Here is a 19,651-nt window from a genome sequence, read left to right on the forward strand (position 1 = left end):
CCGTCTGTCGGTCCCCCCGGTCTCTGCCGTACGGTTTCTGCAGATGAGAGAAACACCCAGCTCGCGGGAGACCGCGGGCGACGCCGGGTCGGAGCCTCCCCAGCCCCGACCTGGTCGTGCCACCGCGCACACCGCTGGAGCCTCACGCTCCGCAACTCCTCACCGATCGGATGGTCGCCCGCCCCAAACCCCCCGGGGCGCGCGGCAAACCGGTCCGGCCGGCCGCACCGGAACCACCCCCCCTGTTCCGATGCGGCCGGCCTCTCGGCGTTCCCGGGCCGCCGTGTTCGCGCTGTGCTGCACACTCTTTGCGCTGATCACCTGGCAGGTCGCCGCGCACGGACCGCTGCGGAGGGCGGACGAGCGCCTGGGGCGCGCGGTCTTCCGTGACGTGCCCGACGCGCTGACGCAGCCGCTCGCCGATCTCGGCAGCGTGGCCGTCGCCGCGCCCGTGCTCGCCGCCGCGCTCGTGTGGACGCTGTGGCGCGGCAGGCGGTGGCGTCCTGTGCTGGCCACCGCGCTCGCCATGGCGGCGGTGCCCGCGCTGGTGATCCCGCTCAAGGCGTGGATCGCCCGGCCGGGACCACTGGTGCCGGGCACGGGCTGGTATCCGTCGGGGCACACCGCGACCGCGATGGTCGCCTACTGCGGTGCCGCGCTGCTGATCACCCCGTATCTGCGCCGGCGATGGGCGATGCCCGTCGCCGTGGTGCTCACGGTGGCGACGGGCATCGGACTGGTCCTGCGCGGCTACCACTGGCCACTGGACGTGGCGGGCAGCTGGTGCCTGTTCGGCGCGGTGCTCCTGCTGCTCAGCTCCACCGGTAGGCGTCGAAGCTCCTCATGAACTCCCACTGACTGAAGCGGTCCCAGTTGATCGACCAGGTCATCAGGCCGCGCAGCGCGGGCCAGGTGCCGTGGGTGGCGTACGAGCCGCAGTCGGTCTTCCTCGTAAGGCAGTTCAGCGCCTTGGTGACCTCGGCCGGGGACGTGTGGCCGTTGCCCGCCTGGGTGGAGGCCGGCAGGCCGATCGCGACCTGATCGGGGCGCAGCGCGGGGAAGACCCTGGTCCGGTCGCCCGCGACCGGGAAGCCGGTGAGCAGCATGTCGGTCATGGCGATGTGGAAGTCGGCGCCGCCCATGGAGTGGTACTGGTTGTCGAGTCCCATGATCGGGCCCGAGTTGTAGTCCTGGACGTGCAGCAGCGTGAGGTCGTCGCGCAGGGCGTGGATGACGGGCAGGTAGGCGCCGGCGCGCGGGTCCTGGCCGCCCCAGGGGCCGGAGCCGTAGTACTGGTAGCCGAGCTGGACGAAGAAGGTCTCGGGGGCCATGGTCAGGACGAAGTCGGAGCCGTACTTGGCCTTGAGGGTCTTGATCGCCGCGATGAGGTTGACGACGACCGGCGTGGTGGGGCTGCGGAAGTCGGTGTCACCGGTGTTCAGCGACAGCGAGTGGCCCTCGAAGTCGATGTCGAGGCCGTCGAGTCCGTACTCGTCGATGATCTTCGAGACGGAGGTGACGAAGGCGTCGCGCGCGGCGGTGGTGGACAGCTGGACCTGGCCGTTGGCGCCGCCGATGGAGATGAGGACCTTCTTGCCCGCGGCCTGCTTGGCCTTGATGGCGTCCTTGAACTCGGCGGCGGACTCGACGTTCGGGCATTCGCTCACGGGGCAGAGGCCGAATCGGATGTCGCCGGATGTGGCGGATGTCGGCTCGCCGAAGGCGAGGTTGATGACGTCCCACGAGTCGGGCACGTCGGCCATGCGGGTGTAGCCGGAGCCATTGGCGAAGCTCGCGTGGAGGTAGCCGACGAGGGCGTGGGCCGGGAGGTCGCCGCCGTTGCCGCCACCGCCCGGGGCCGTCGTGGCGCTGACGGCGGCCGACTTCGGCGACTCACCGGCCTCGTTGACCGCGGAGACCTGGAAGCTGTACGTGGTGGACGCGGTCAGGCCGGTGACCGTGGCAGAGGTGCCGGTGACGGTGGCGACCCGGGTGCCGTCGCGGTGGACGTGGTAGCCGGTGGCGCCCGGCGACGCGGTCCAGGTCAGCGGCACGGACGACGAGCCGGACGTTCCCGCGCGCAGGCCGGTGGGCGCCGCGGGGGCGGTGACGGGATCGCCGCCGGGGCCGAGGAGCGAGATGTCGTCGGCGTGGTAGGCGGGGGTGCCGTACCAGCCGTGGGTGTAGATCGTCACCGAGGTGGTCGAGACACCGGTGCGGAACGAGGTCGTCAGCTTCTGCCAGCTCGGCGCCGATCCGGTCCAGGTGGAGACGTCGGTGGTGCCGGTGCCGGACGCGCCGAGGTAGACGTAGCTGCCCTGCACCCAACCGCTGAGCGTATAGGCGGAGTTCGGCTTGACGGTGACGGTCTGCGAGCACCTGGCGTTGTCGTTGCCGGCCGGGGTGGCCTTGAGCGCGGACGTACCGCCGTGGGTGGGCGAGGTGACCGCCGCACCACTCGCGGCGGTGCAGCTCCAGCCGGTCAGACCGGCCTCGAAGCCGCCGTTGCGGGCGAGTTCGGCGTCGACGGCCGAAGCGGGGTGGACCGTGGCGAGGAGTCCTGATGCGGCGAGCGCGACTGCCACGAGGGCAGCCTTGAGTGCGGTGCGGTCCACAACTGCCTCCGGGCATGGGGGATTCGGAGTGGGGCGGCGCGCACAACATGGTCCAGACCAATGCGGTTGTCAAGACCTCTGGCGCTCCCCTGCCCTCAACGGCCCCGTCCGCCCTGGTCCTTGTCGGCACGCGCGATGCCCGCCGACGCCTCGTGCATGGCGAGCTCCAGCAGCGGGGGGTCGTTGAGGGTTCCCGAGCCGTCCGCCACGATCAGCCAGCGCACCCCGCCCGCCGTGCGGCCCGGACAGGGCACGACGATCCAGGTGCCCTGCCCCGCGGTACGGATGCCGGTGCCGAGCCAGCGCCCGGCCGTGCCCGGCGGCACGAAGAAGCCCATGCGCAGCGTGATCCCGCGCGGATTGCGCTCCCACTCCCACCGGCAGGCGTCCGGGTCCGGCGCCACCGCTGCCGGCCACTCCACCGCGGTCGTGTCCCCCGAGCCACCCATCGTGGCGTCCATTCCGAGTGCGAAGACGGTGCTTCCACACGGAGAGAGTGCGAAGGGGCGGATCCGTTACGCGACTTCGTCGCACGAACGCGAAGTCGGGCAATGTCAGCTGTCGAACCCGAGCCCGAGCCGGTCCAGTGTCCGCAGCCAGACATTGCGCCGGCCGCCGTTGGCGTCCGCCCTGGCCAGCGACCACTTGGTGAGCCCGATACCGGCCCAGGCCACGGGCTCGGGCGGGAACGGCAGCGGCTTGCTGCGCACCATCTTCAGCGCGGTGCGCTCGGTGCGCTCGCCGCCCAGGAGATCGAGCATCACATCGGCGCCGAACCGGGTCGCGCCGACACCGAGCCCGGTGAACCCGGCGGCGTAGGCGACCTTTCCGCCGTGCGCGGTGCCGAAGAACGCGGCGAACCGCGAGCACGTGTCGATGGCGCCGCCCCAGGCGTGGCTGAACCGGAGCCCCTCCAGCTGCGGGAAGCAGTGGAAGAAGTGCCCGGCGAGCCGCAGGTACGTCTCGGGCCGGTGGTCCATCTCGGCGCTGAGCCGGCCGCCGAACGGATAGACCGCGTCGTAACCGCCCCACAGGATGCGGTGGTCGGCCGTGATGCGGAAGTAGTGGAACTGGTTGGCGCTGTCACCGAGGCCCTGCCGGCGCTTCCAGCCCACGGACGCGAGCTGCTCGCCGCTGAGCGGCTCGGTCATCAGGGCGTAGTCGTAGACCGGGACGGTGTACGGGCGCACGCGCTTGACCAGCGACGGGAACACATTGGTGCCGAGCGCGACGCGCCGGGCGAGGACACGGCCGTACGGGGTGCGGACGGCCATGCCCGGCCCCGATGCGGCGAGTTCGAGCCCGCGGGTGTTCTCGTAGATGCGGACGCCGAGGTCGAGGCATGCCCGCTTGAGCCCCCAGGCGAGCTTGGCCGGGTGCAGCATGGCGACACCGTCGCGGTCCCACAGACCTCCGAGGAAGGTCGGTGAGTCGACCTCGGCGCGTACGGCGTCGCGGTCGAGCAGCTGGAGTCCGTCGAAGCCGAGCCGGGTCGCCTCCTCGTGCAGCTCGTGCAGTTCGGCGAGCTGGTGCGGCTCGGTGGCCACGTCGATCTCGCCGGTGCGCTCGAAGTCGCAGTCGATCCCGTAGCGGGCGACGGCGTCCTCGATCGCGTCCAGGTTCCGTGCCCCGAGCTCCTCCAGCTTCGTCATCTCCTGCGGCCAGCGCGCGAGCCCGTTGCCGAGGCCGTGGGTGAGGGAGGCGGCGCAGAAGCCGCCGTTGCGGCCGGAGGCGGCCCAGCCCGCCTCCCGGCCCTCGATCAGGACGACGTCCCGCCCGGGATCGCGCTCCTTGGCGAGGAGCGCGGTCCACAGGCCGCTGTACCCGCCGCCGACGACCAGCAGGTCGCAGCGTTCGGTACCGGTGAGGGCGGGCAGCGCGCCGGGCCTGCCGGGATCGTCCAGCCAGAAGGAGACGGGCTGGGCGTCGGCGAGCGACGAGGCGAAGGTCATGGCGGCCGGGGCCATGGTTTCCACTCCTTAGGGGGCCCGTGGGCCCTACTGGGGCAGCGCGGCTTTCCTGCGCCGGTTGCCGACGACCTGGCCGGTGACCACGATCAGCACGGCGACGGCGAACATGGCCGTACCGATGACGTTGATCTGCACCGGCGTGCCGCGCTGGGCCGAACCCCACACGAACATGGGGAAGGTGACGGTGTTTCCGGAGTTGAAGTTGGTGATGATGAAGTCGTCGAAGGACAGTGCGAAGGCGAGCATCGCGCCGGCCGCGATTCCGGGGGCGGCGATCGGCAGGGTGACCCGCAGGAACGTCTGCACGGGTCCCGCGTACAGGTCGCGGGCCGCCTCCTCCAGACGCGGGTCCATCGACATCACGCGTGCCTTGACGGCGACCACCACGAAGCTGAGGCAGAACATGGTGTGGGCGATGAGGATGGTCCAGAAGCCCAGCTCCGCACCCAGGTTGAGGAAGAGCGTGAGCAGCGAGGCGGCCATGACCACCTCGGGCATCGCCATCGGCAGGAAGATCAGCGAGTTGATCGTGCCGCGCGCGCGGAATCGGTAGCGCACGAGCGCGAACGCGATCATCGCGCCGAGGACGGTCGCCCCGACGGTCGCCCACAGCGCGATCTGCAGGGACAGCGTGAGGGAGCCGCACATGTCGGCGACACCGCACGGGTCCTTCCAGGCGTCGGTGGAGAACTCCTGCCAGGAGTAGTTGAACCGCCCGGCGGGCTTGTTGAACGAGAACACCATCACGACGATGTTCGGCACGATCAGGTACACGAGCGTGAGCAGGCCCGCGACCACCACGAGGTTGCGCCGTATCCAACGCATCAGACCAGGTCCTCCGTTCCGGCCCGGCGGATGTAGACGGTGACCATGATCAGCACGATCGCCATCAGGATGAACGACAGCGCGGCCGCCGTCGGGTAGTCGAGCACCCGCAGGAACTGCGACTGGATGACGTTGCCGATCATGCGCGTGTCGGTCGAGCCCAGCAGTTCGGCGTTGACGTAGTCGCCGCTCGCCGGGATGAACGTGAGCAGCGTTCCCGAGACGACGCCGGGCATGGACAGCGGGAACGTCACCTTGCGGAAGACCGTGGCGGGCGTCGCGTACAGGTCCCCGGCCGCCTCGTGCAGGCGCGGGTCGATCCGCTCCAGCGACGTGTACAGCGGCAGGATCATGAACGGCAGGAAGTTGTACGTCAGACCGGTGACGACGGCGAGCGGGGTGGCGAGGACGCGGTTGCCCTCGGTCATCCCGAGCCAGCTGGTGACGTCGAGGAACCCGACGGTGTTCAGGACCTCCACCACCGGTCCGCCGTCCGCGAGGATCGTCTTCCAGGCGAGCGTACGGATCAGGAAGCTGGTGAAGAACGGCGCGATCACCAGCACCAGCAGCAGATTGCGCCAGCGGCCCGCGCGGAAGGCGATCAGGTAGGCGAGCGGGTAGCCGAGCAGCAGGCACAGGACCGTGGCGATGCCCGCGTACAGCAGGGACCGCAGGAACTGCGGGTAGTACTCGGTCAGCGCGTCCCAGTAGGTCGCGAAGTGCCAGGTGACCTCGAAGCCCTTCTCCAGGGAGCCGGTCTGCACCGAGGTCGACGCCTGGTAGACGAGCGGCAGCGCGAAGAAGACGAGCAGCCACAGGATGCCCGGCAGCAGCAGCCAGTACGGGACGAGCCGCCGGCGCACGGACGTCTTGTGGACCGGTGGTCCGGCGGGCGCCGGGGCGGCGGGCGCCTCGGTGACGGTCATGGGGTCTCCTCCACCCTCTCGACACCCGCGGAGATGTCCTGGGCGGCGTCGAGCCCGAAGCTGTGCTCCGGGTTCCAGTGCAGGACGACCTCGGCGCCCGGCACGAGGCCCGCGCGGTGCTCCACGTTCTGTGCGTAGACCTCGAGCGCCTTGCCCGCCGGGCTCTCCACCACGTACTGCGTGGAGACACCGATGAACGAGGAGTCCACGATCCGGCCGGTGACGGCGTTCCGGCCGGCCGCGGCGGATGCGGCCTCGTCGGTGGCGGTGAGCGAGATCTTCTCGGGGCGGACGCCCACCAGCAGTCTGCCGCCGGTGCGCACCCCCTCGGGACAGCGCCCGGCCGGCAGCCGCAGCTTGCCGCCGCCCGCGGTGACGACGACCTCGTCGCCGCGTGTGTCGACGACCTCCGCCTCGATGAGGTTGGAGGTGCCGAGGAAGTTGGCGACGAAGGTGGTGCGCGGGTTCTCGTACAGCTCGGCCGGAGCGCCGAGCTGCTCGACCCGGCCGGCGTTCATGACCGCGACCGTGTCGGCCATGGTCATGGCCTCCTCCTGGTCGTGGGTGACATGGACGAACGTGATGCCGACCTCGGTCTGGATGCGCTTGAGCTCCAGCTGCATCTGGCGGCGCAGCTTGAGGTCGAGCGCGCCGAGCGGCTCGTCGAGGAGGAGGACCTGGGGGTGGTTGATCAGCGCGCGGGCGACGGCGACGCGCTGCTGCTGGCCGCCGGACAGCTGGTGCGGTTTGCGCTGGGCGAAGTCGCCGAGCTGGACGAGGTCGAGCATGTCACCGACCTGCTGCTTCACGGATTTCACGCCGCGGCGGCGCAGTCCGAAGGCGATGTTCTCGTAGATGTTCAGGTGCGGGAAGAGCGCATAGCTCTGGAAGACCGTGTTGACCGGACGCTTGTGGGGCGGCAGGCCGGTGACGTCGCGCGCCCCGAGCGAGACGGTGCCGGTGGAGGGCTCCTCCAGGCCGGCGATCATGCGCAGGGTGGTGGTCTTGCCGCAGCCGGACGCGCCGAGCAGGGCGAAGAAGGAACCCTGCGGGACGGTCAGGTCGAGCGGGTGGACGGCCGTGAAGGAGCCGTAGGTCTTGCTGATCCCGGAGAGGCGGACGTCGCCGCCCTCTGTCTTCTCAGTCATGTGTCGCGGTCCCAAATGTGTCGGGTCGTCAGGACATGGCAGCTCAGGCACCGATGAGCTTGGCGAACTTCTCTTCGTACGCCGTCTCCTCCGCGCTGCTGAGCGAACGGAAGGAGTGGGACTTGGCCGCCATGGCCTCGTCCGGGATGATCAGCGGGTTCTTGGCCAGGGCGGGGTCGATCTTCGCCAGTTCGGGAGCGACTCCGGCGACCGGCGTCACGTAGTTGATGTACGCGGCGAGCTTCGCGGCGACGGGGAGTTCGTAGTAGTAGTCGATCAGCCGCGTCGCGTTCTTCCGGTGCCGCGCCTGGGCCGGCACCAGGAGGTTGTCGGTCGCCGTCATGTAGCCGGCGGCCGGGATCGCGTAGCGGATGTCGGGGTTGTCGACCTGGAGCTGGATGAGGTCGCCGGCCCAGGCGATGCAGGCGGCGATGTCGCCCTTGTCGAGGTCCGAGGTGTAGTCGTTGCCGGTGAAGCGGCGGATCTGCTTCCTGTCGACGGCCTTCTGGAGCCTGCCGAGGGCGGCGTCGTAGTCGGCCTCGGTGACCTTGACCGGGTCCTTGCCCATGTCGAGAAGCGTCATGCCGACCGTGTCGCGCATCTCGGTGAGGAAGCTGACCCGGCCCCCCAGCTTCGGGTCGTCCAGCAGCTGGGTGACGGAGTCCACCTTGCGGCCGCCGGTGGCCTTGATGTTGTAGGCGATGACGGTGGGGATGCCGGTCCACGGGTAGCTGTGGGCGCGGCCCGGGTCCCAGTCGGGGCTGCGGAACTGCGGGGAGAGGTTGGCGTAGGCGTTCGGCAGCAGCGAGGGATCGAGCTTCTGCGCCCAGCCGAGCCGGATGATCCGCGCGGCCAGCCAGTCGGTGACGTTGATCAGGTCGCGGCCGGTGTCCTGCCCGGCCGCGAGCTGCGGCTGGATCTTGCCGAAGAACTCGACGTTGTCGTTGATGTCCTCGGTGTACTTGACCGTGATCCCGGTCCGCCGGGTGAACTCCTCCAGTGTCGGACGGCGCTTCTCGTCCTCGCTGATGTCCATGTACTCGGTCCAGTTGGAGAAGGTGAGCCGCTTCTCCTTGTCCGAGTGGTCGGTCGTCCCCTCGGACCCGCCCTCGCGTTTCGCGGGCGGGATGCCGCAGGCGCTCAGCAGGCCGGCGCCGCCGGCCGTGAGTGCGCCGATGCCGGACGCGCGCAGCAGCGAACGGCGGGAGAGGGCACCCCGCCCGTTGGTGAGGCTGCGCCGCATCGCGGCGATCTGCGCCGCCGAGAGGCGCTCGGACTCGTACTGCTCCATGACGCTCTGCCCTTTCGGGTGGGTTCGGCCGCTGGTCGGCGCGGCCTGACACCACGCGGCGGTAGCCGCATGTCGTTACGGACGGTCCCCGAAGATCGTGCGGTGCCAGTCCTTCCTGGCGACCGCGGTGTTGTCGTACATGACGTGCTTGACCTGCGTGTACTCCTCGAAGGAGTAGGCCGACATGTCCTTGCCGAAGCCGGATGCCTTGTATCCGCCGTGCGGCATCTCGCTGATGATCGGAATGTGGTCGTTGACCCAGACGCAGCCCGCCTTGATCTCGCGGGTGGCCCGGCCGGCCCGGTAGACGTCGCGGCTCCAGGCGGAGGCGGCGAGTCCGTACGGGGTGTCGTTGGCGAGGGCGATGCCCTCGTCGTCGGTGTCGAAGGGGAGCACGACCAGGACCGGGCCGAAGATCTCGGACTGGACGATCTCGCTGTCCTGGGCGGCCCCTGTGATCAGCGTAGGCCGGTAGTACGCGCCCCGCTTGAGGTCCCCCTGGGGTGCTTCACCGCCGGTGACGACAGTCGCGTAGGCGCGCGCCCGGTCGACGAAACCGGCGACGCGGTCGCGCTGGAGGTGCGAGACGAGCGGGCCGAGGTCGGTCGCCGGGTCGAGGGGGTCCCCGAGGCGGACCGTGCCCATCAGGTCGGCGACGGCCGCGACGAAGGCGTCGTACAGCGGCCGCTGGACATAGGCGCGGGTGGCCGCCGTGCAGTCCTGGCCGGAGTTGATGAGTGCGCCCGCGACCGCGCCGTGGGCGGCGGCCTCGACATCGGCGTCGTCGAAGACCACGAAGGGGGCCTTGCCGCCGAGTTCGAGGTGGAGCCGCTTGACGCTCGCGGTCGCGATCTCCGCCACGCGCCTGCCGACCGCGGTGGACCCGGTGAACGAGGTCATGGCGATGTCCGGGTGGCCGACCAGGTGCTCGCCCGCGTCCCTGCCCGCGCCGCTCACGACGTTGACGACGCCGTCGGGAACGCCCGCCTCGACGGCGGCCTCGGCGAACATCAGCGAGGTGAGCGGGGTGATCTCGGCGGGCTTGAGGACGATGGTGTTCCCCGCCGCGATCGCCGGGAGGATCTTCCAGGCCGCCATCTGGAGCGGGTAGTTCCAGGGGGCGATCGAGCCGACCGCGCCGATGGGCTCCCGCCGTACGTAGGAGGTGTGGTCGCCGCTGTACTCGCCGGCGGACTGCCCCTGGAGGTGGCGGGCGGCCCCGGCGAAGAAGGCGGTGTTGTCCACGGTTCCGGGGACGTCGAACTCGGTGGTGAGCTTGATCGGCTTGCCGCACTGGACGCTCTCCGTGTGCGCCAGGTCCTCCGCCCTCTCGGCGAGCACACCGGCGAACCGGTGCAGGGCGTCCGACCGTTCGCCCGGGGTGGCACCCGCCCAGCCGGGCAGTGCGTCCCGTGCGGCGGCGACGGCGGCATCGACGTCCGCTGCCGACGCGAGCTCGTAGGTGTGGACGGTCTCCCCCGTCGCCGGGTTCACCACGTCCTGCGTACGGCCCGAGGTACCGGATCGAAGCCGTCCGCCGATGTATTGCGTGCCGGCCGCGAAGCGGTCCCGCATCCGGTGGCCGTTGCCCATGATGCTCTCCGTTGCTCCAGCTCGAATTGAGTGCCGATCCTGGCAGAGGGTGACCTACGCAACAAGGGATTCCGTTGTTGCCTTTTGATTACGCGACGGAATCGGTCGACCATGTGTCGCGCCGGAGCGCCCCTACAGAGACGGACTGTCGGTGGCAGCTGACAGACTCGCGCGCATGGGGACGGACGAACTGATCAAGCTGGCCGCCAAGGGACACCGAATCAAGTACCTGCACTTCTGGGGGCATGCGCCGCGCCGCGACGGCCGCATCGGAGCAAGCTGCCTCAGCCAGTGGTGGCCGGCGCCGTTCGAGGTCGACGGCGTGCGGTACGCGACCGCGGAGCACTGGATGATGGCGGCCAAGGCCAGGCTCTTCGGGGACGCGGAGGCGGAGCGGAAGGCGCTCGACGCGAAGAGCCCCGCCCAGGCGAAGAGGGCGGGGCGGCTGGTGCGCGGCTTCGACGAGGCGATATGGAAGCGTGAGCGCTTCTCGGTCGTACACGCCGGCAGTGTGCACAAGTTCGGTCAGGACGCCGCGTTGCGCGACTTCCTGCTGGGCACCGGCGACCGGGTGCTCGTGGAGGCCAGCCCGGTCGACCGTATTTGGGGCATCGGGCTGGCCGCGGACGACGAGCGGGCCCTGGACCCGGCGCGCTGGCGCGGGCTCAATCTGCTCGGATTCGCGCTGATGGAGGCGCGCGAGGAGCTGCGGGGCCGGGGGTAGGGGCTGGGCGGCCCCCGGGCGGCCGGGGGCCGTTCCGGCGGATCGGGACCGGACAGCCCCCGCGTCACGGGCGGGTGACGTCAGCCGGTGACGTCAGCGGGTGGCGTCGACGACCAGGTGGTTCGAGTAGCTGTCGTAGTCGTAGTCGTAGTTGTCGTTCTTCTTCTCCTCGTTGATCGCCGTGGTGATGCCCCAGGCGATGAGAGCGATGAAGATCAGACCGAGCGCGATGCCGATGGAGCCGAGGATGATGCCGGACAGCGCCATGCCGCCGTTGGTGGCCTCACCCCGCTGGGCACGCTTGCGCCCGAGGATGCCGAAGATCAGCGCGAGGACGCCGAGGATGATGCCGACGATCCCGTACAGGCAGAACAGGCAGACGGACAGGATGCCGAGCACCATCGCGGTGATGCCCATGCCGTTCGCCGGGGTCTGCGTCCAGCCCGGGTTCGGTCCGGCGTAGGGGGCGTAGCCCGGGTAGGCGGCGCCGTACGGATCGGAGGGCGCGCCGAAGCCCTCCGAGGGGGCGCCGAAGCCGCCCGAGGTGCCGGAGGCGGGGGGTTGGGGCAGGCTCGGGGCGGCCGGGTAGCCGTAGGCGGGCGCGGGGCCTCCGGGCGCGACCGGAGGCGGCGGCACGTCGCCGGGCATGCCGATGACCGTCGGCTGGTCGTGCACGCTCGGCTGCACGGGCGCGGACTGCGGCTTGTCCAGCGGCACCTTGTCCTGTGGAGTCCCGCCGGCCGGCGGGGCCCACGGGTCGTTCGGCTGGGGCGCGCCCGCCGGCCCGCCCTGGTTGCCCTGGTTGTCAGACATGGATCTCCCCCATAGGTGGTCCGGTCATGCTACGACCTCGGTACCGCCCCCCGACCGGCCGCCTACGATGATCCCCTGACCAGGAGCGGCGCTTCGCACACGGAGGTACCCGATGACCGATCTGCACCCCTTCATCGCGGGGCTGCCCAAGGCCGAACTGCATGTGCACCACGTCGGATCGGCCTCCCCCCGTATCGTCGCCGAACTGGCCGCGAACCACCCCGACTCCAAGGTGCCGACCGATCCCGAGGCGCTGGCCGACTACTTCACCTTCACCGACTTCGCGCACTTCGTCGAGGTCTACCTCTCGGTCGTGGACCTGATCCGCACCCCGGAAGACGTACGGCTGCTCACGTTCGAGGTGGCCCGCGACATGGCCCGGCAGAACATCCGGTACGCGGAGCTGACGATCACGCCGTTCTCCTCGACCCGCCGCGGCATCGAGGAGAAGGCGTTCATGGCGGCGATCGAGGACGCCCGCAAGGCGGCCGAGAGCGAGCTCGGGGTCGTGCTGCGCTGGTGCTTCGACATTCCCGGCGAGGCGGGCCTGGAGGCGGCCGAGGAGACCGCGCGGCTCGCGGTGGACCTGCGACCGGAAGGACTCGTGTCGTTCGGGCTCGGGGGCCCCGAGATCGGTGTGCCGCGGCCGCAGTTCAAGCCGTACTTCGACCGCGCGATCGCCGCGGGCCTGCACTCCGTTCCGCACGCGGGCGAGACAACCGGACCGCAGACGGTCTGGGACGCGCTGAACGACCTGCGGGCCGAGCGGATCGGCCACGGCACCAGTTCGGTCCAGGACCCGCGGCTGCTGGCCCACCTCGCCGAGCGGCGCATCCCGCTGGAGGTCTGCCCCACCTCCAACATCGCCACCCGGGCGGTCGCCGACCTCGACGAGCACCCGATCAAGGAGATGGTGGCGGCCGGTGTGCTGGTGACGATCAACAGCGACGACCCGCCGATGTTCGGCACCGACCTCAACACCGAGTACGCGGTCGCGGCCCGCCTGCTCGATCTGGACGAGCGCGGAGTGGCCGACCTGGCGAAGAACGCCGTCGAGGCGTCGTTCCTGGACCCGGCGGGCAAGTCCCGTATCGCCGCCGAGATCGACGAGTACACCGCCGCGTGGCTCGCCCCCTGAGCGGCGAGGGGCCACCGGTGGGCGCCGGGGACCCGCGCCCCGTCACGGTCGTCGCCCACCGCGGCGACCCCTACCGGGCCCGGGAGAACACCCTTCCGTCGCTGCGGTCGGCGATCGAGCACGGTGCGGACGCGGTCGAGATCGACGTCCGGCTGACCCGCGACGGGGTGCCCGTGCTGCTGCACGACGCCTCGCTGCGGCGCCTGTGGGGGCACGACGTGCCGCTCGCGCGGCTGACGCACGCCGAGGTCGAGTCCCTGACCGGCGGCGGTGTGCCGACGCTCGCCCAGGCACTGGCCGGGGCGGGCCGGCACCGGCTGATGATCGACCTGCCGGGTGCCACGGCGGAGTCGGTGCGCACCGTGGTCGGTGTCGTCCGCGAGTACGGCGCCGGTGAGCGGGTGTACTACTGCGCGGGCCCGGCGACCATGCTCGCCGTCCGGTCCGCCGACCCCTCGGCCGAGATCGCGATGACGTGGACGACGCTCGCCCCGCCGCGCCCCGTGCTGCTGGACGCGGTGGCGCCGCGCTGGCTGAACTACCGGTTCGGGCTGATCGGGCCCGAGTTGACCGACCGGGTCCACCGGCAGCGCATGCTGGTGTCGGCATGGACCGCGGACACCCGGCGCACGATGCGCCGCCTGGTCGCCTGCGGTGTGGACTCGATCACCACCAACCGTGTGGACGCGCTCGGCGCGGTACTGGACGAGGCGCGCCTGACGAAGGAAGCCCGTACGTGACGGCAGGACTTCGCACCGACATCGCGCACAACGCCCGGGTCTGGAACTACTAGGGGGTGTCTTGTCGATCAGGCCGGATGAGGGAGTGGGGGTCCCCCCACGCCCGCAGGGCGTAGGGGGAGGGTCTGGTGCCGTGGATCGCAAGGCGGAGGAGGGAGGCGACGCGGAGCGTCGGCGACCGACGACAACGCTGGGGGCACCTCCCGTGCCCGAAGGGCTACGGGGGAGAGGCGCGGTGCCAGGCGTCGCGAGCCCGGCAAGATCGGCGAGACACCCCCTAGGCCTGTCCGGTGGACCGCGCGGTCGGCGACCAGGTCACCGGCATGTACCCGAGCATCGGCGAAGTCGCCCGCGCTGACCGGGCGTTCCTCCGCCGGGCGGTGTCGTGGCCGGCCCCTGAGGCGGGCATGCGGCACTTCCTGGACATCGGCACGGGCCTGCCGACGGCGGACAACACCCATGGGGTGGCGCAGCGCATCGCGCCGGACGCGCGCGTCGTGTACGTGGACAACGACCCGGTCGTGCCGGCACACGCCCGCGCGCTGCTCACCGGGTCCCAGCAGGGCGCCACCGAGTACATCGACGCGGACGCGCACCGGCCCGAGGAGATCCTCCGGGCGGTGTCGGCGACCCTGGATCCGAAGCAGCCGGTCGCCGTGATGATGCTCGGCATTCTCAACTTCGTCCTGGAACCGACCGCGCGAGGTCGGTCGTACGGACGCTGATGGACGCCGTACCGTCCGGCAGCCACCTCGTCCTGACGCATCCGACGCTGGAGCTGGGCGGCGAGGGGAACGCCGAGGCGATGGCGTTCTGGAACGAGAACGCCACCCCGCCGATCACGGCACGCACGCGCGCGGAGTTCGCGTCCTTCCTGGACGGCCTGGAGATCCTGGAGCCGGGCATCGTCTCGTGCGCGCGCTGGGGCGCGGACGACGGCGAGGCGGAGGTCGCGCAGTTCGGCGCGGTGGGCCGCAAGCCGTAGGGCACGCCCCGAGCCGTACGCGCGCACGAGCGGGGCGTCAGGCGCCCGCCGGGGCCGGTGCGGTCGCCGGCCCCGCGGCGTCCAGCGCCTCCAGCCGCTTGATCCTGCGGCGCACGGCGTGGAGCGGGATGACGCCGAAGACGCCGAAGGACATGTCGATGACGGTCCACCAGAAGGGGATCCCGCGGACGGGTCCGCAGATCAGCGCGAGCGGGATGATCGCGGCGCACGCGATCATGCCGAATTCGATCACCCAGATGTTGCGCACCGGATCGCGGTAGGGCCCGTAGAAGGCGACCGCGATCACCAGGTGCGCGAAGGCCAGCCAGTCGGTGCCGTAGAGCACGAAGGGATAGGCCGCGTCGGTGGCGTCGAGCCCCTCCCGCACCCGCCCGATCCACTCCGTCAGGCCGGGCAGGTGCTCGGGGACGGGCGAGGCGGCGGAGTTCAGCAGCCCCTCCAGCCAGCGGAGTTCGGTGACCAGCGGGAAGGCGGTCGCGCCGCTGAGCACCAGGCACACGATGAAGAAGACCAGCCACACACGTATCCCCCGCAGGAGGGCTTGCCGCTCACTCATGGCGTCACCCTACGCGAGAAGTGAACGTGTTCAAAAATGGTTTTGCGCGGTGACTCTCCTGGCGATCAGGTGCGAGACGGCGGTCGCGCCCGCGGCCAGGGCGAGACCGAGCGCCACGTCCCGCGCGCGTGCGGGCCGAAGCACCCCGGCGCGCCGCAGCCGGCCGCGCGCCCAGAGGGTGAACGGCACCACGACCAGCGGCGAGGTCACCGAGCCGGGCGTGTAGCCGCGGACAGCGGCGGCCTGGGCGAGATGGACCAGACCGTGCAGCCCGAAGCCGCCCAACGCGCCCTGGTAGAAGGCCGACCGGCCGCCCGAGCGGTGACCGGCGACGGCGGCGGAGCCGACGATCGCGGCCATCACGCCCACGGCGGCGGCGAACTCGCGCTCGTCGACGGCCTCCAGGGCGCGCCACACGCGGTCCGGCACCTGCGGGAACCGCTTGCGCAGCACGGGCACGTTCTCCCGCATCCAGCGCGGTCCGGTGGCCAGCTCCTCGGCGTCATGGAGGGCCCAGGCAGCCAACAGGCCATAGGCCACAAGGGGGTTCGGGCGGTCGTCGGTCACGATTGCCAGTCTGCCCCACACGGAATCCGCCCGGTCGGCGCCGTGTCCGTCCGGACAGACGGAAGGGGCGGGCGGGGGAAGTCCCCCGCCCGCCCCGGGCGTTCGCGAACGTCAGCCGTCCAGCGACGTCATCACGTGCTTGATCCGCGTGTAGTCGTCGAACCCGTACGCCGACAGGTCCTTGCCGTAGCCCGACTTCTTGAAGCCGCCGTGCGGCATCTCCGCCACCAGCGGGATGTGCGTGTTGATCCACACGCAGCCGAAGTCCAGCGCCTTGGACATGCGCATCGCGCGCGCGTGGTCCTTGGTCCACACCGACGACGCCAGCGCGTACTCCACGCCGTTCGCCCACTCCAGCGCCTGCGCCTCGTCCGAGAAGGACTGGACGGTGATCACCGGGCCGAAGACCTCGTTCTGGATGATCTCGTCGTCCTGCTTGAGACCGGAGACGACGGTCGGGGCGTAGAAGTAACCCTTGTCGCCCACGCGGTGGCCGCCCGCCTCGACCTTGGCGTGCGCCGGCAGGCGGTCGATGAAGCCGGAGACCTGCGCCAGCTGGTTGGCGTTGTTGAGCGGGCCGAAGAGCACGTCGTCGTCGTCCGGCGCGCCCGTCTTGGTCTCCGCCGCCGCCTTGGCCAGAGCCGCGACGAACTCGTCGTGGATCGACTCCTGCACGAGGACGCGCGTGGCCGCCGTACAGTCCTGGCCGGCGTTGAAGAAGCCCGCGACCGAGATGTCCTCGACGGCCTTGGCGATGTCGGTGTCCTCGAAGACCACGACCGGCGCCTTGCCGCCGAGCTCGAGGTGGACGCGCTTGACGTCCTTGGCGGCGGACGCGGCGACCTGCATGCCGGCGCGCACGGAGCCGGTGATGGAGGCCATCGCGGGCGTCGCGTGCTCGACCATCGCGCGGCCGGTCTCGCGGTCGCCGCAGATGACGTTGAAGACGCCCTTGGGGACGATGGAGCCGATGATCTCGGCGATCAGCACGGTCGACGCCGGGGTGGTGTCGGACGGCTTGAGCACGACCGTGTTGCCCGCGGCGAGCGCCGGGGCGAACTTCCATACGGCCATCATCATCGGGTAGTTCCACGGCGCGACCTGGGCGCAGACGCCAACCGGCTCGCGGCGGATGATGGAGGTCATGCCCTCCATGTACTCGCCGGCGGAGCGGCCTTCGAGCATGCGCGCCGCGCCCGCGAAGAAGCGGATCTGGTCCACCATCGGCGGGACCTCTTCGGTGCGGGTCAGCCCGAGCGGCTTACCCGTGTTCTCCGACTCGGCCGCGATCAGGTCCTCGGCCCGCTCCTCGAAGGCGTCGGCGATCTTCAGGAGCACCTTCTGGCGCTCGGCGGGCGTGGTGTCACGCCAGGCGGGGAAGGCAGCCGCGGCGGCCTCCATGGCGGCGTCGACGTCGGCCTCTCCGGAGAGCGGCGACGTGGCGTACACCTCGCCGGTGACGGGGTTGACGACGTCGATGGTCCGGCCGTCGGCGGCGTCCCTGAACTCCCCGTTGATGTAGTTGCGCAGACGACGCAGCTCGGTGGTCACTGTTGCCACCCCTCCTGTCAGATGTCCCGATGGGTGAGACAACCCACCCTAATGTCTCCGGCGACGTTTTCAACAGGCCCGACGCCCCCCAACTTCGGATTCAGTGAGATTTGATCTCACAAACAACGGATTTCATCACTCAGGGCTTGCCAGATCGACGGGTACCGGTGCAGAGTGAGGTCGTGGCCAGTCGTAGCGCAGACTCCAGGAACCAGGTCGGCAGCGGTTCGTCGTCCCCGACGATCGACGCTGTCTCCCTCGCGATCATCGAACAGCTCCAGCAGGACGGGCGCCGCCCGTACGCCGCGATCGGCAAGGCCGTGGGCCTTTCCGAGGCGGCCGTGCGACAGCGCGTCCAGAAGCTGCTCGACCAAGGCGTGATGCAGATCGTCGCCGTCACGGACCCGCTCACCGTGGGCCTGAGGCGCCAGGCGATGGTCGGCATCAAGGTCGAGGGCGACCTCGACCCCGTGGCGGATGCGCTGACGGCCATGGCCGAATGCGAGTACGTGGTGATGACCGCGGGCTCCTTCGACCTGATGGTGGAGATCGTCTGCGAGGACGACGACCACCTGCTCGAAGTGATCAACAAGCGGATCCGTGCGCTCCCCGGCGTGCGCTCCACCGAGAGCTTCGTCTACCTCAAGCTCAAGAAGCAGACCTATATGTGGGGAACCCGATAGCCGTGAGCAAGGACCTCTCCAAGACCGCCTACGACCACCTGTGGATGCACTTCACCCGCATGTCGTCGTACGAGAACGCACCCGTGCCCACCATCGTGCGTGGTGAGGGCACCTACATCTTCGACGACAAGGGCAAGCGCTACCTGGACGGCCTCGCCGGCCTCTTCGTGGTCCAGGCCGGTCACGGCAGGCACGAGCTCGCCGAGACCGCCGCCAAGCAGGCGAAGGAGCTGGCGTTCTTCCCGGTGTGGTCCTACGCCCACCCGAAGGCCGTCGAGCTCGCCGAGCGCCTCGCGCACCACGCCCCGGGCGACCTGAACAAGGTCTTCTTCACCACGGGCGGCGGCGAGGCCGTCGAGACCGCCTGGAAGCTCGCCAAGCAGTACTTCAAGCTCCAGGGCAAGCCGACCAAGTACAAGGTCATCTCGCGTGCGGTCGCCTACCACGGCACCCCGCAGGGCGCCCTGTCCATCACCGGCCTGCCGGCGCTCAAGGCCCCCTTCGAGCCGCTGGTCCCCGGTGCGCACAAGGTGCCGAACACCAACATCTACCGCGCCCCGATCCACGGCGACGACCCCGAGGCCTTCGGCCGCTGGGCCGCCGACCAGATCGAGCAGCAGATCCTCTTCGAGGGCCCCGAGACCGTCGCCGCGGTCTTCCTGGAGCCGGTGCAGAACGCGGGCGGCTGCTTCCCGCCGCCGCCCGGGTACTTCCAGCGGGTCCGCGAGATCTGCGACCAGTACGACGTGCTGCTCGTCTCCGACGAGGTCATCTGCGCCTTCGGCCGGCTCGGCACGATGTTCGCCTGTGACAAGTTCGGCTACGTGCCGGACATGATCACCTGCGCCAAGGGCATGACCTCGGGCTACTCCCCGATCGGTGCCTGCATCGTCTCGGACCGCATCGCCGAGCCGTTCTACAAGGGCGACAACACCTTCCTGCACGGCTACACCTTCGGCGGCCACCCGGTCTCCGCGGCCGTGGGAATCGCCAACCTCGACATCTTCGAGAACGAGAAGATCAACCAGCACGTGCTCGACAACGAGGGCAACTTCCTGTCGACGCTGCAGAAGCTGCACGACCTGCCGATCGTCGGCGACGTCCGCGGCAACGGCTTCTTCTACGGCATCGAGCTGGTGAAGGACAAGGCCACCAAGGAGTCCTTCAACGAGGAGGAGACCGAGCGCGTCCTGTACGGCTTCCTCTCCAAGGCGCTGTTCGACGCCGGCCTCTACTGCCGGGCCGACGACCGCGGCGACCCGGTCGTCCAGCTGGCGCCGCCGCTGGTCTCCACCCAGGAGACCTTCGACGAGATCGAGCAGATCCTGCGCTCGGTCCTCACCGAGGCCTGGACCAAGCTCTAGCCTCCCCGGGCCTCAGGCCCCCGTACGAACGGCCCGGGTACCCCCATCCGAGTGAGATGGGCGGTGCCCGGGCCGCGTGCTTCCCCGGAGCCCGGCAGTGACTCCTTAGCGTGCCCAGTGACCGATCGGCCCTGTCTTCGT

Annotated in this window: 18 protein-coding genes and 1 pseudogene; 7 read left to right on the top strand and 12 right to left on the bottom strand. The window is 70.3% G+C overall.

Annotation, left to right across the window (positions count from 1 at the left end):
• Positions 1-43: 43 nt before the first annotated feature.
• A complete protein-coding gene (locus ACF08N_RS30275; protein WP_392327911.1) occupies positions 44-847 on the top strand; it encodes a phosphatase PAP2 family protein in 804 nt (267 codons plus the stop codon).
• Here ACF08N_RS30275 and ACF08N_RS30280 read toward each other — a convergent pair.
• The 8 genes from ACF08N_RS30280 to ACF08N_RS30315 form a co-directional block, all read right to left on the bottom strand.
• Positions 813-2,615, bottom strand: a complete 1,803-nt coding sequence (locus ACF08N_RS30280; RefSeq protein WP_392327912.1) for a chitinase — start codon at positions 2,613-2,615, stop codon at positions 813-815. The two genes, ACF08N_RS30275 and ACF08N_RS30280, sit on opposite strands and share 35 nt — an antisense overlap.
• 95 nt (positions 2,616-2,710) lie before the next feature.
• Entirely contained in the window at positions 2,711-3,076 is a 366-nt protein-coding gene (locus tag ACF08N_RS30285; protein ID WP_392327913.1) for a hypothetical protein, read from the bottom strand.
• Positions 3,077-3,169: 93 nt separating this feature from the next.
• Entirely contained in the window at positions 3,170-4,582 is a 1,413-nt protein-coding gene (locus tag ACF08N_RS30290; RefSeq protein ID WP_392327914.1) for an NAD(P)/FAD-dependent oxidoreductase, read from the bottom strand.
• Between the two features lie 30 nt (positions 4,583-4,612).
• Entirely contained in the window at positions 4,613-5,410 is a 798-nt protein-coding gene (locus ACF08N_RS30295) for an ABC transporter permease (protein ID WP_392327915.1), read from the bottom strand.
• On the bottom strand, positions 5,410-6,336 hold the full coding sequence (locus ACF08N_RS30300) for an ABC transporter permease (RefSeq protein WP_392327916.1): 927 nt from the start codon (positions 6,334-6,336) through the stop codon (positions 5,410-5,412). The genes ACF08N_RS30295 and ACF08N_RS30300 overlap by 1 nt, the downstream gene beginning before the upstream one ends.
• A complete protein-coding gene (locus tag ACF08N_RS30305) occupies positions 6,333-7,484 on the bottom strand; it encodes an ABC transporter ATP-binding protein (RefSeq protein WP_392327917.1) in 1,152 nt (383 codons plus the stop codon). Before ACF08N_RS30305 ends, ACF08N_RS30300 begins: the two co-directional genes overlap by 4 nt.
• 43 nt (positions 7,485-7,527) lie before the next feature.
• Positions 7,528-8,775, bottom strand: coding sequence for a PotD/PotF family extracellular solute-binding protein (locus ACF08N_RS30310; RefSeq protein ID WP_392327918.1), 1,248 nt, complete (start codon positions 8,773-8,775; stop codon positions 7,528-7,530).
• 75 nt (positions 8,776-8,850) lie between these two features.
• Complete coding sequence (locus tag ACF08N_RS30315) at positions 8,851-10,368, bottom strand: gamma-aminobutyraldehyde dehydrogenase (protein WP_392327919.1); 1,518 nt, start codon at positions 10,366-10,368, stop codon at positions 8,851-8,853.
• A gap of 175 nt (positions 10,369-10,543) precedes the next feature.
• Here ACF08N_RS30315 and ACF08N_RS30320 point away from each other — a divergent pair, with 175 nt between their 5' ends.
• Entirely contained in the window at positions 10,544-11,092 is a 549-nt protein-coding gene (locus ACF08N_RS30320; RefSeq protein WP_392327920.1) for an NADAR family protein, read from the top strand.
• A 93-nt stretch (positions 11,093-11,185) separates the two neighbouring features.
• Here the strand turns inward: ACF08N_RS30320 and ACF08N_RS30325 are convergent, their stop codons facing one another.
• On the bottom strand, positions 11,186-11,905 hold the full coding sequence (locus tag ACF08N_RS30325) for a DUF4190 domain-containing protein (protein ID WP_392327921.1): 720 nt from the start codon (positions 11,903-11,905) through the stop codon (positions 11,186-11,188).
• A gap of 112 nt (positions 11,906-12,017) precedes the next feature.
• Here ACF08N_RS30325 and ACF08N_RS30330 point away from each other — a divergent pair, with 112 nt between their 5' ends.
• From ACF08N_RS30330 to ACF08N_RS30340, 3 genes and pseudogenes are all read left to right on the top strand, one after another.
• Positions 12,018-13,043: an adenosine deaminase gene (locus ACF08N_RS30330; protein WP_392327922.1), complete on the top strand. Its 1,026-nt coding sequence runs from the start codon at positions 12,018-12,020 to the stop codon at positions 13,041-13,043.
• Positions 13,028-13,783 carry a glycerophosphodiester phosphodiesterase gene (locus tag ACF08N_RS30335; RefSeq protein ID WP_392327923.1) on the top strand — a complete coding sequence of 252 codons (756 nt, stop codon included), beginning with the start codon at positions 13,028-13,030 and terminating at the stop codon, positions 13,781-13,783. The genes ACF08N_RS30330 and ACF08N_RS30335 overlap by 16 nt, the downstream gene beginning before the upstream one ends.
• 287 nt (positions 13,784-14,070) lie before the next feature.
• Positions 14,071-14,768: pseudogene (locus tag ACF08N_RS30340) on the top strand (SAM-dependent methyltransferase); the annotation flags it as partial.
• 37 nt (positions 14,769-14,805) lie between these two features.
• Here the strand turns inward: ACF08N_RS30340 and ACF08N_RS30345 are convergent.
• The 3 genes from ACF08N_RS30345 to ACF08N_RS30355 all read right to left on the bottom strand — a co-directional run bounded on the left by ACF08N_RS30345 (position 14,806) and on the right by ACF08N_RS30355 (position 17,463).
• Positions 14,806-15,345, bottom strand: a complete 540-nt coding sequence (locus ACF08N_RS30345; protein WP_392327924.1) for a hypothetical protein — start codon at positions 15,343-15,345, stop codon at positions 14,806-14,808.
• A 30-nt stretch (positions 15,346-15,375) separates the two neighbouring features.
• Positions 15,376-15,912, bottom strand: coding sequence for an HXXEE domain-containing protein (locus ACF08N_RS30350; protein ID WP_392327925.1), 537 nt, complete (start codon positions 15,910-15,912; stop codon positions 15,376-15,378).
• 111 nt (positions 15,913-16,023) lie between these two features.
• Positions 16,024-17,463, bottom strand: coding sequence for a gamma-aminobutyraldehyde dehydrogenase (locus tag ACF08N_RS30355; RefSeq protein ID WP_392328012.1), 1,440 nt, complete (start codon positions 17,461-17,463; stop codon positions 16,024-16,026).
• Between the two features lie 167 nt (positions 17,464-17,630).
• Here ACF08N_RS30355 and ACF08N_RS30360 point away from each other — a divergent pair, with 167 nt between their 5' ends.
• On the top strand, positions 17,631-18,146 hold the full coding sequence (locus tag ACF08N_RS30360) for an Lrp/AsnC family transcriptional regulator (protein WP_392328013.1): 516 nt from the start codon (positions 17,631-17,633) through the stop codon (positions 18,144-18,146).
• On the top strand, positions 18,131-19,510 hold the full coding sequence (locus ACF08N_RS30365) for an aspartate aminotransferase family protein (RefSeq protein ID WP_392327926.1): 1,380 nt from the start codon (positions 18,131-18,133) through the stop codon (positions 19,508-19,510). Before ACF08N_RS30360 ends, ACF08N_RS30365 begins: the two co-directional genes overlap by 16 nt.
• The last annotated feature ends 141 nt before the right edge of the window (positions 19,511-19,651 follow it).

It is taken from the genome of Streptomyces sp. NPDC015127, assembly GCF_043080095.1.
Lineage (GTDB): Bacteria > Actinomycetota > Actinomycetes > Streptomycetales > Streptomycetaceae > Streptomyces.

Bases quoted from the DNA above. Each gene is read 5' to 3' on its own strand.
- ACF08N_RS30275 (WP_392327911.1), top strand. From the start codon at position 44: ATGAGAGAAACACCCAGCTCGCGGGAGACCGCGGGCGACGCCGGGTCG.
- ACF08N_RS30285 (WP_392327913.1), bottom strand. From the start codon at position 3,076: ATGGACGCCACGATGGGTGGCTCGGGGGACACGACCGCGGTGGAGTGG.
- ACF08N_RS30290 (WP_392327914.1), bottom strand. From the start codon at position 4,582: ATGGCCCCGGCCGCCATGACCTTCGCCTCGTCGCTCGCCGACGCCCAG.
- ACF08N_RS30295 (WP_392327915.1), bottom strand. From the start codon at position 5,410: ATGCGTTGGATACGGCGCAACCTCGTGGTGGTCGCGGGCCTGCTCACG.
- ACF08N_RS30300 (WP_392327916.1), bottom strand. From the start codon at position 6,336: ATGACCGTCACCGAGGCGCCCGCCGCCCCGGCGCCCGCCGGACCACCG.
- ACF08N_RS30305 (WP_392327917.1), bottom strand. From the start codon at position 7,484: ATGACTGAGAAGACAGAGGGCGGCGACGTCCGCCTCTCCGGGATCAGC.
- ACF08N_RS30310 (WP_392327918.1), bottom strand. From the start codon at position 8,775: ATGGAGCAGTACGAGTCCGAGCGCCTCTCGGCGGCGCAGATCGCCGCG.
- ACF08N_RS30315 (WP_392327919.1), bottom strand. From the start codon at position 10,368: ATGGGCAACGGCCACCGGATGCGGGACCGCTTCGCGGCCGGCACGCAA.
- ACF08N_RS30320 (WP_392327920.1), top strand. From the start codon at position 10,544: ATGGGGACGGACGAACTGATCAAGCTGGCCGCCAAGGGACACCGAATC.
- ACF08N_RS30325 (WP_392327921.1), bottom strand. From the start codon at position 11,905: ATGTCTGACAACCAGGGCAACCAGGGCGGGCCGGCGGGCGCGCCCCAG.
- ACF08N_RS30330 (WP_392327922.1), top strand. From the start codon at position 12,018: ATGACCGATCTGCACCCCTTCATCGCGGGGCTGCCCAAGGCCGAACTG.
- ACF08N_RS30345 (WP_392327924.1), bottom strand. From the start codon at position 15,345: ATGAGTGAGCGGCAAGCCCTCCTGCGGGGGATACGTGTGTGGCTGGTC.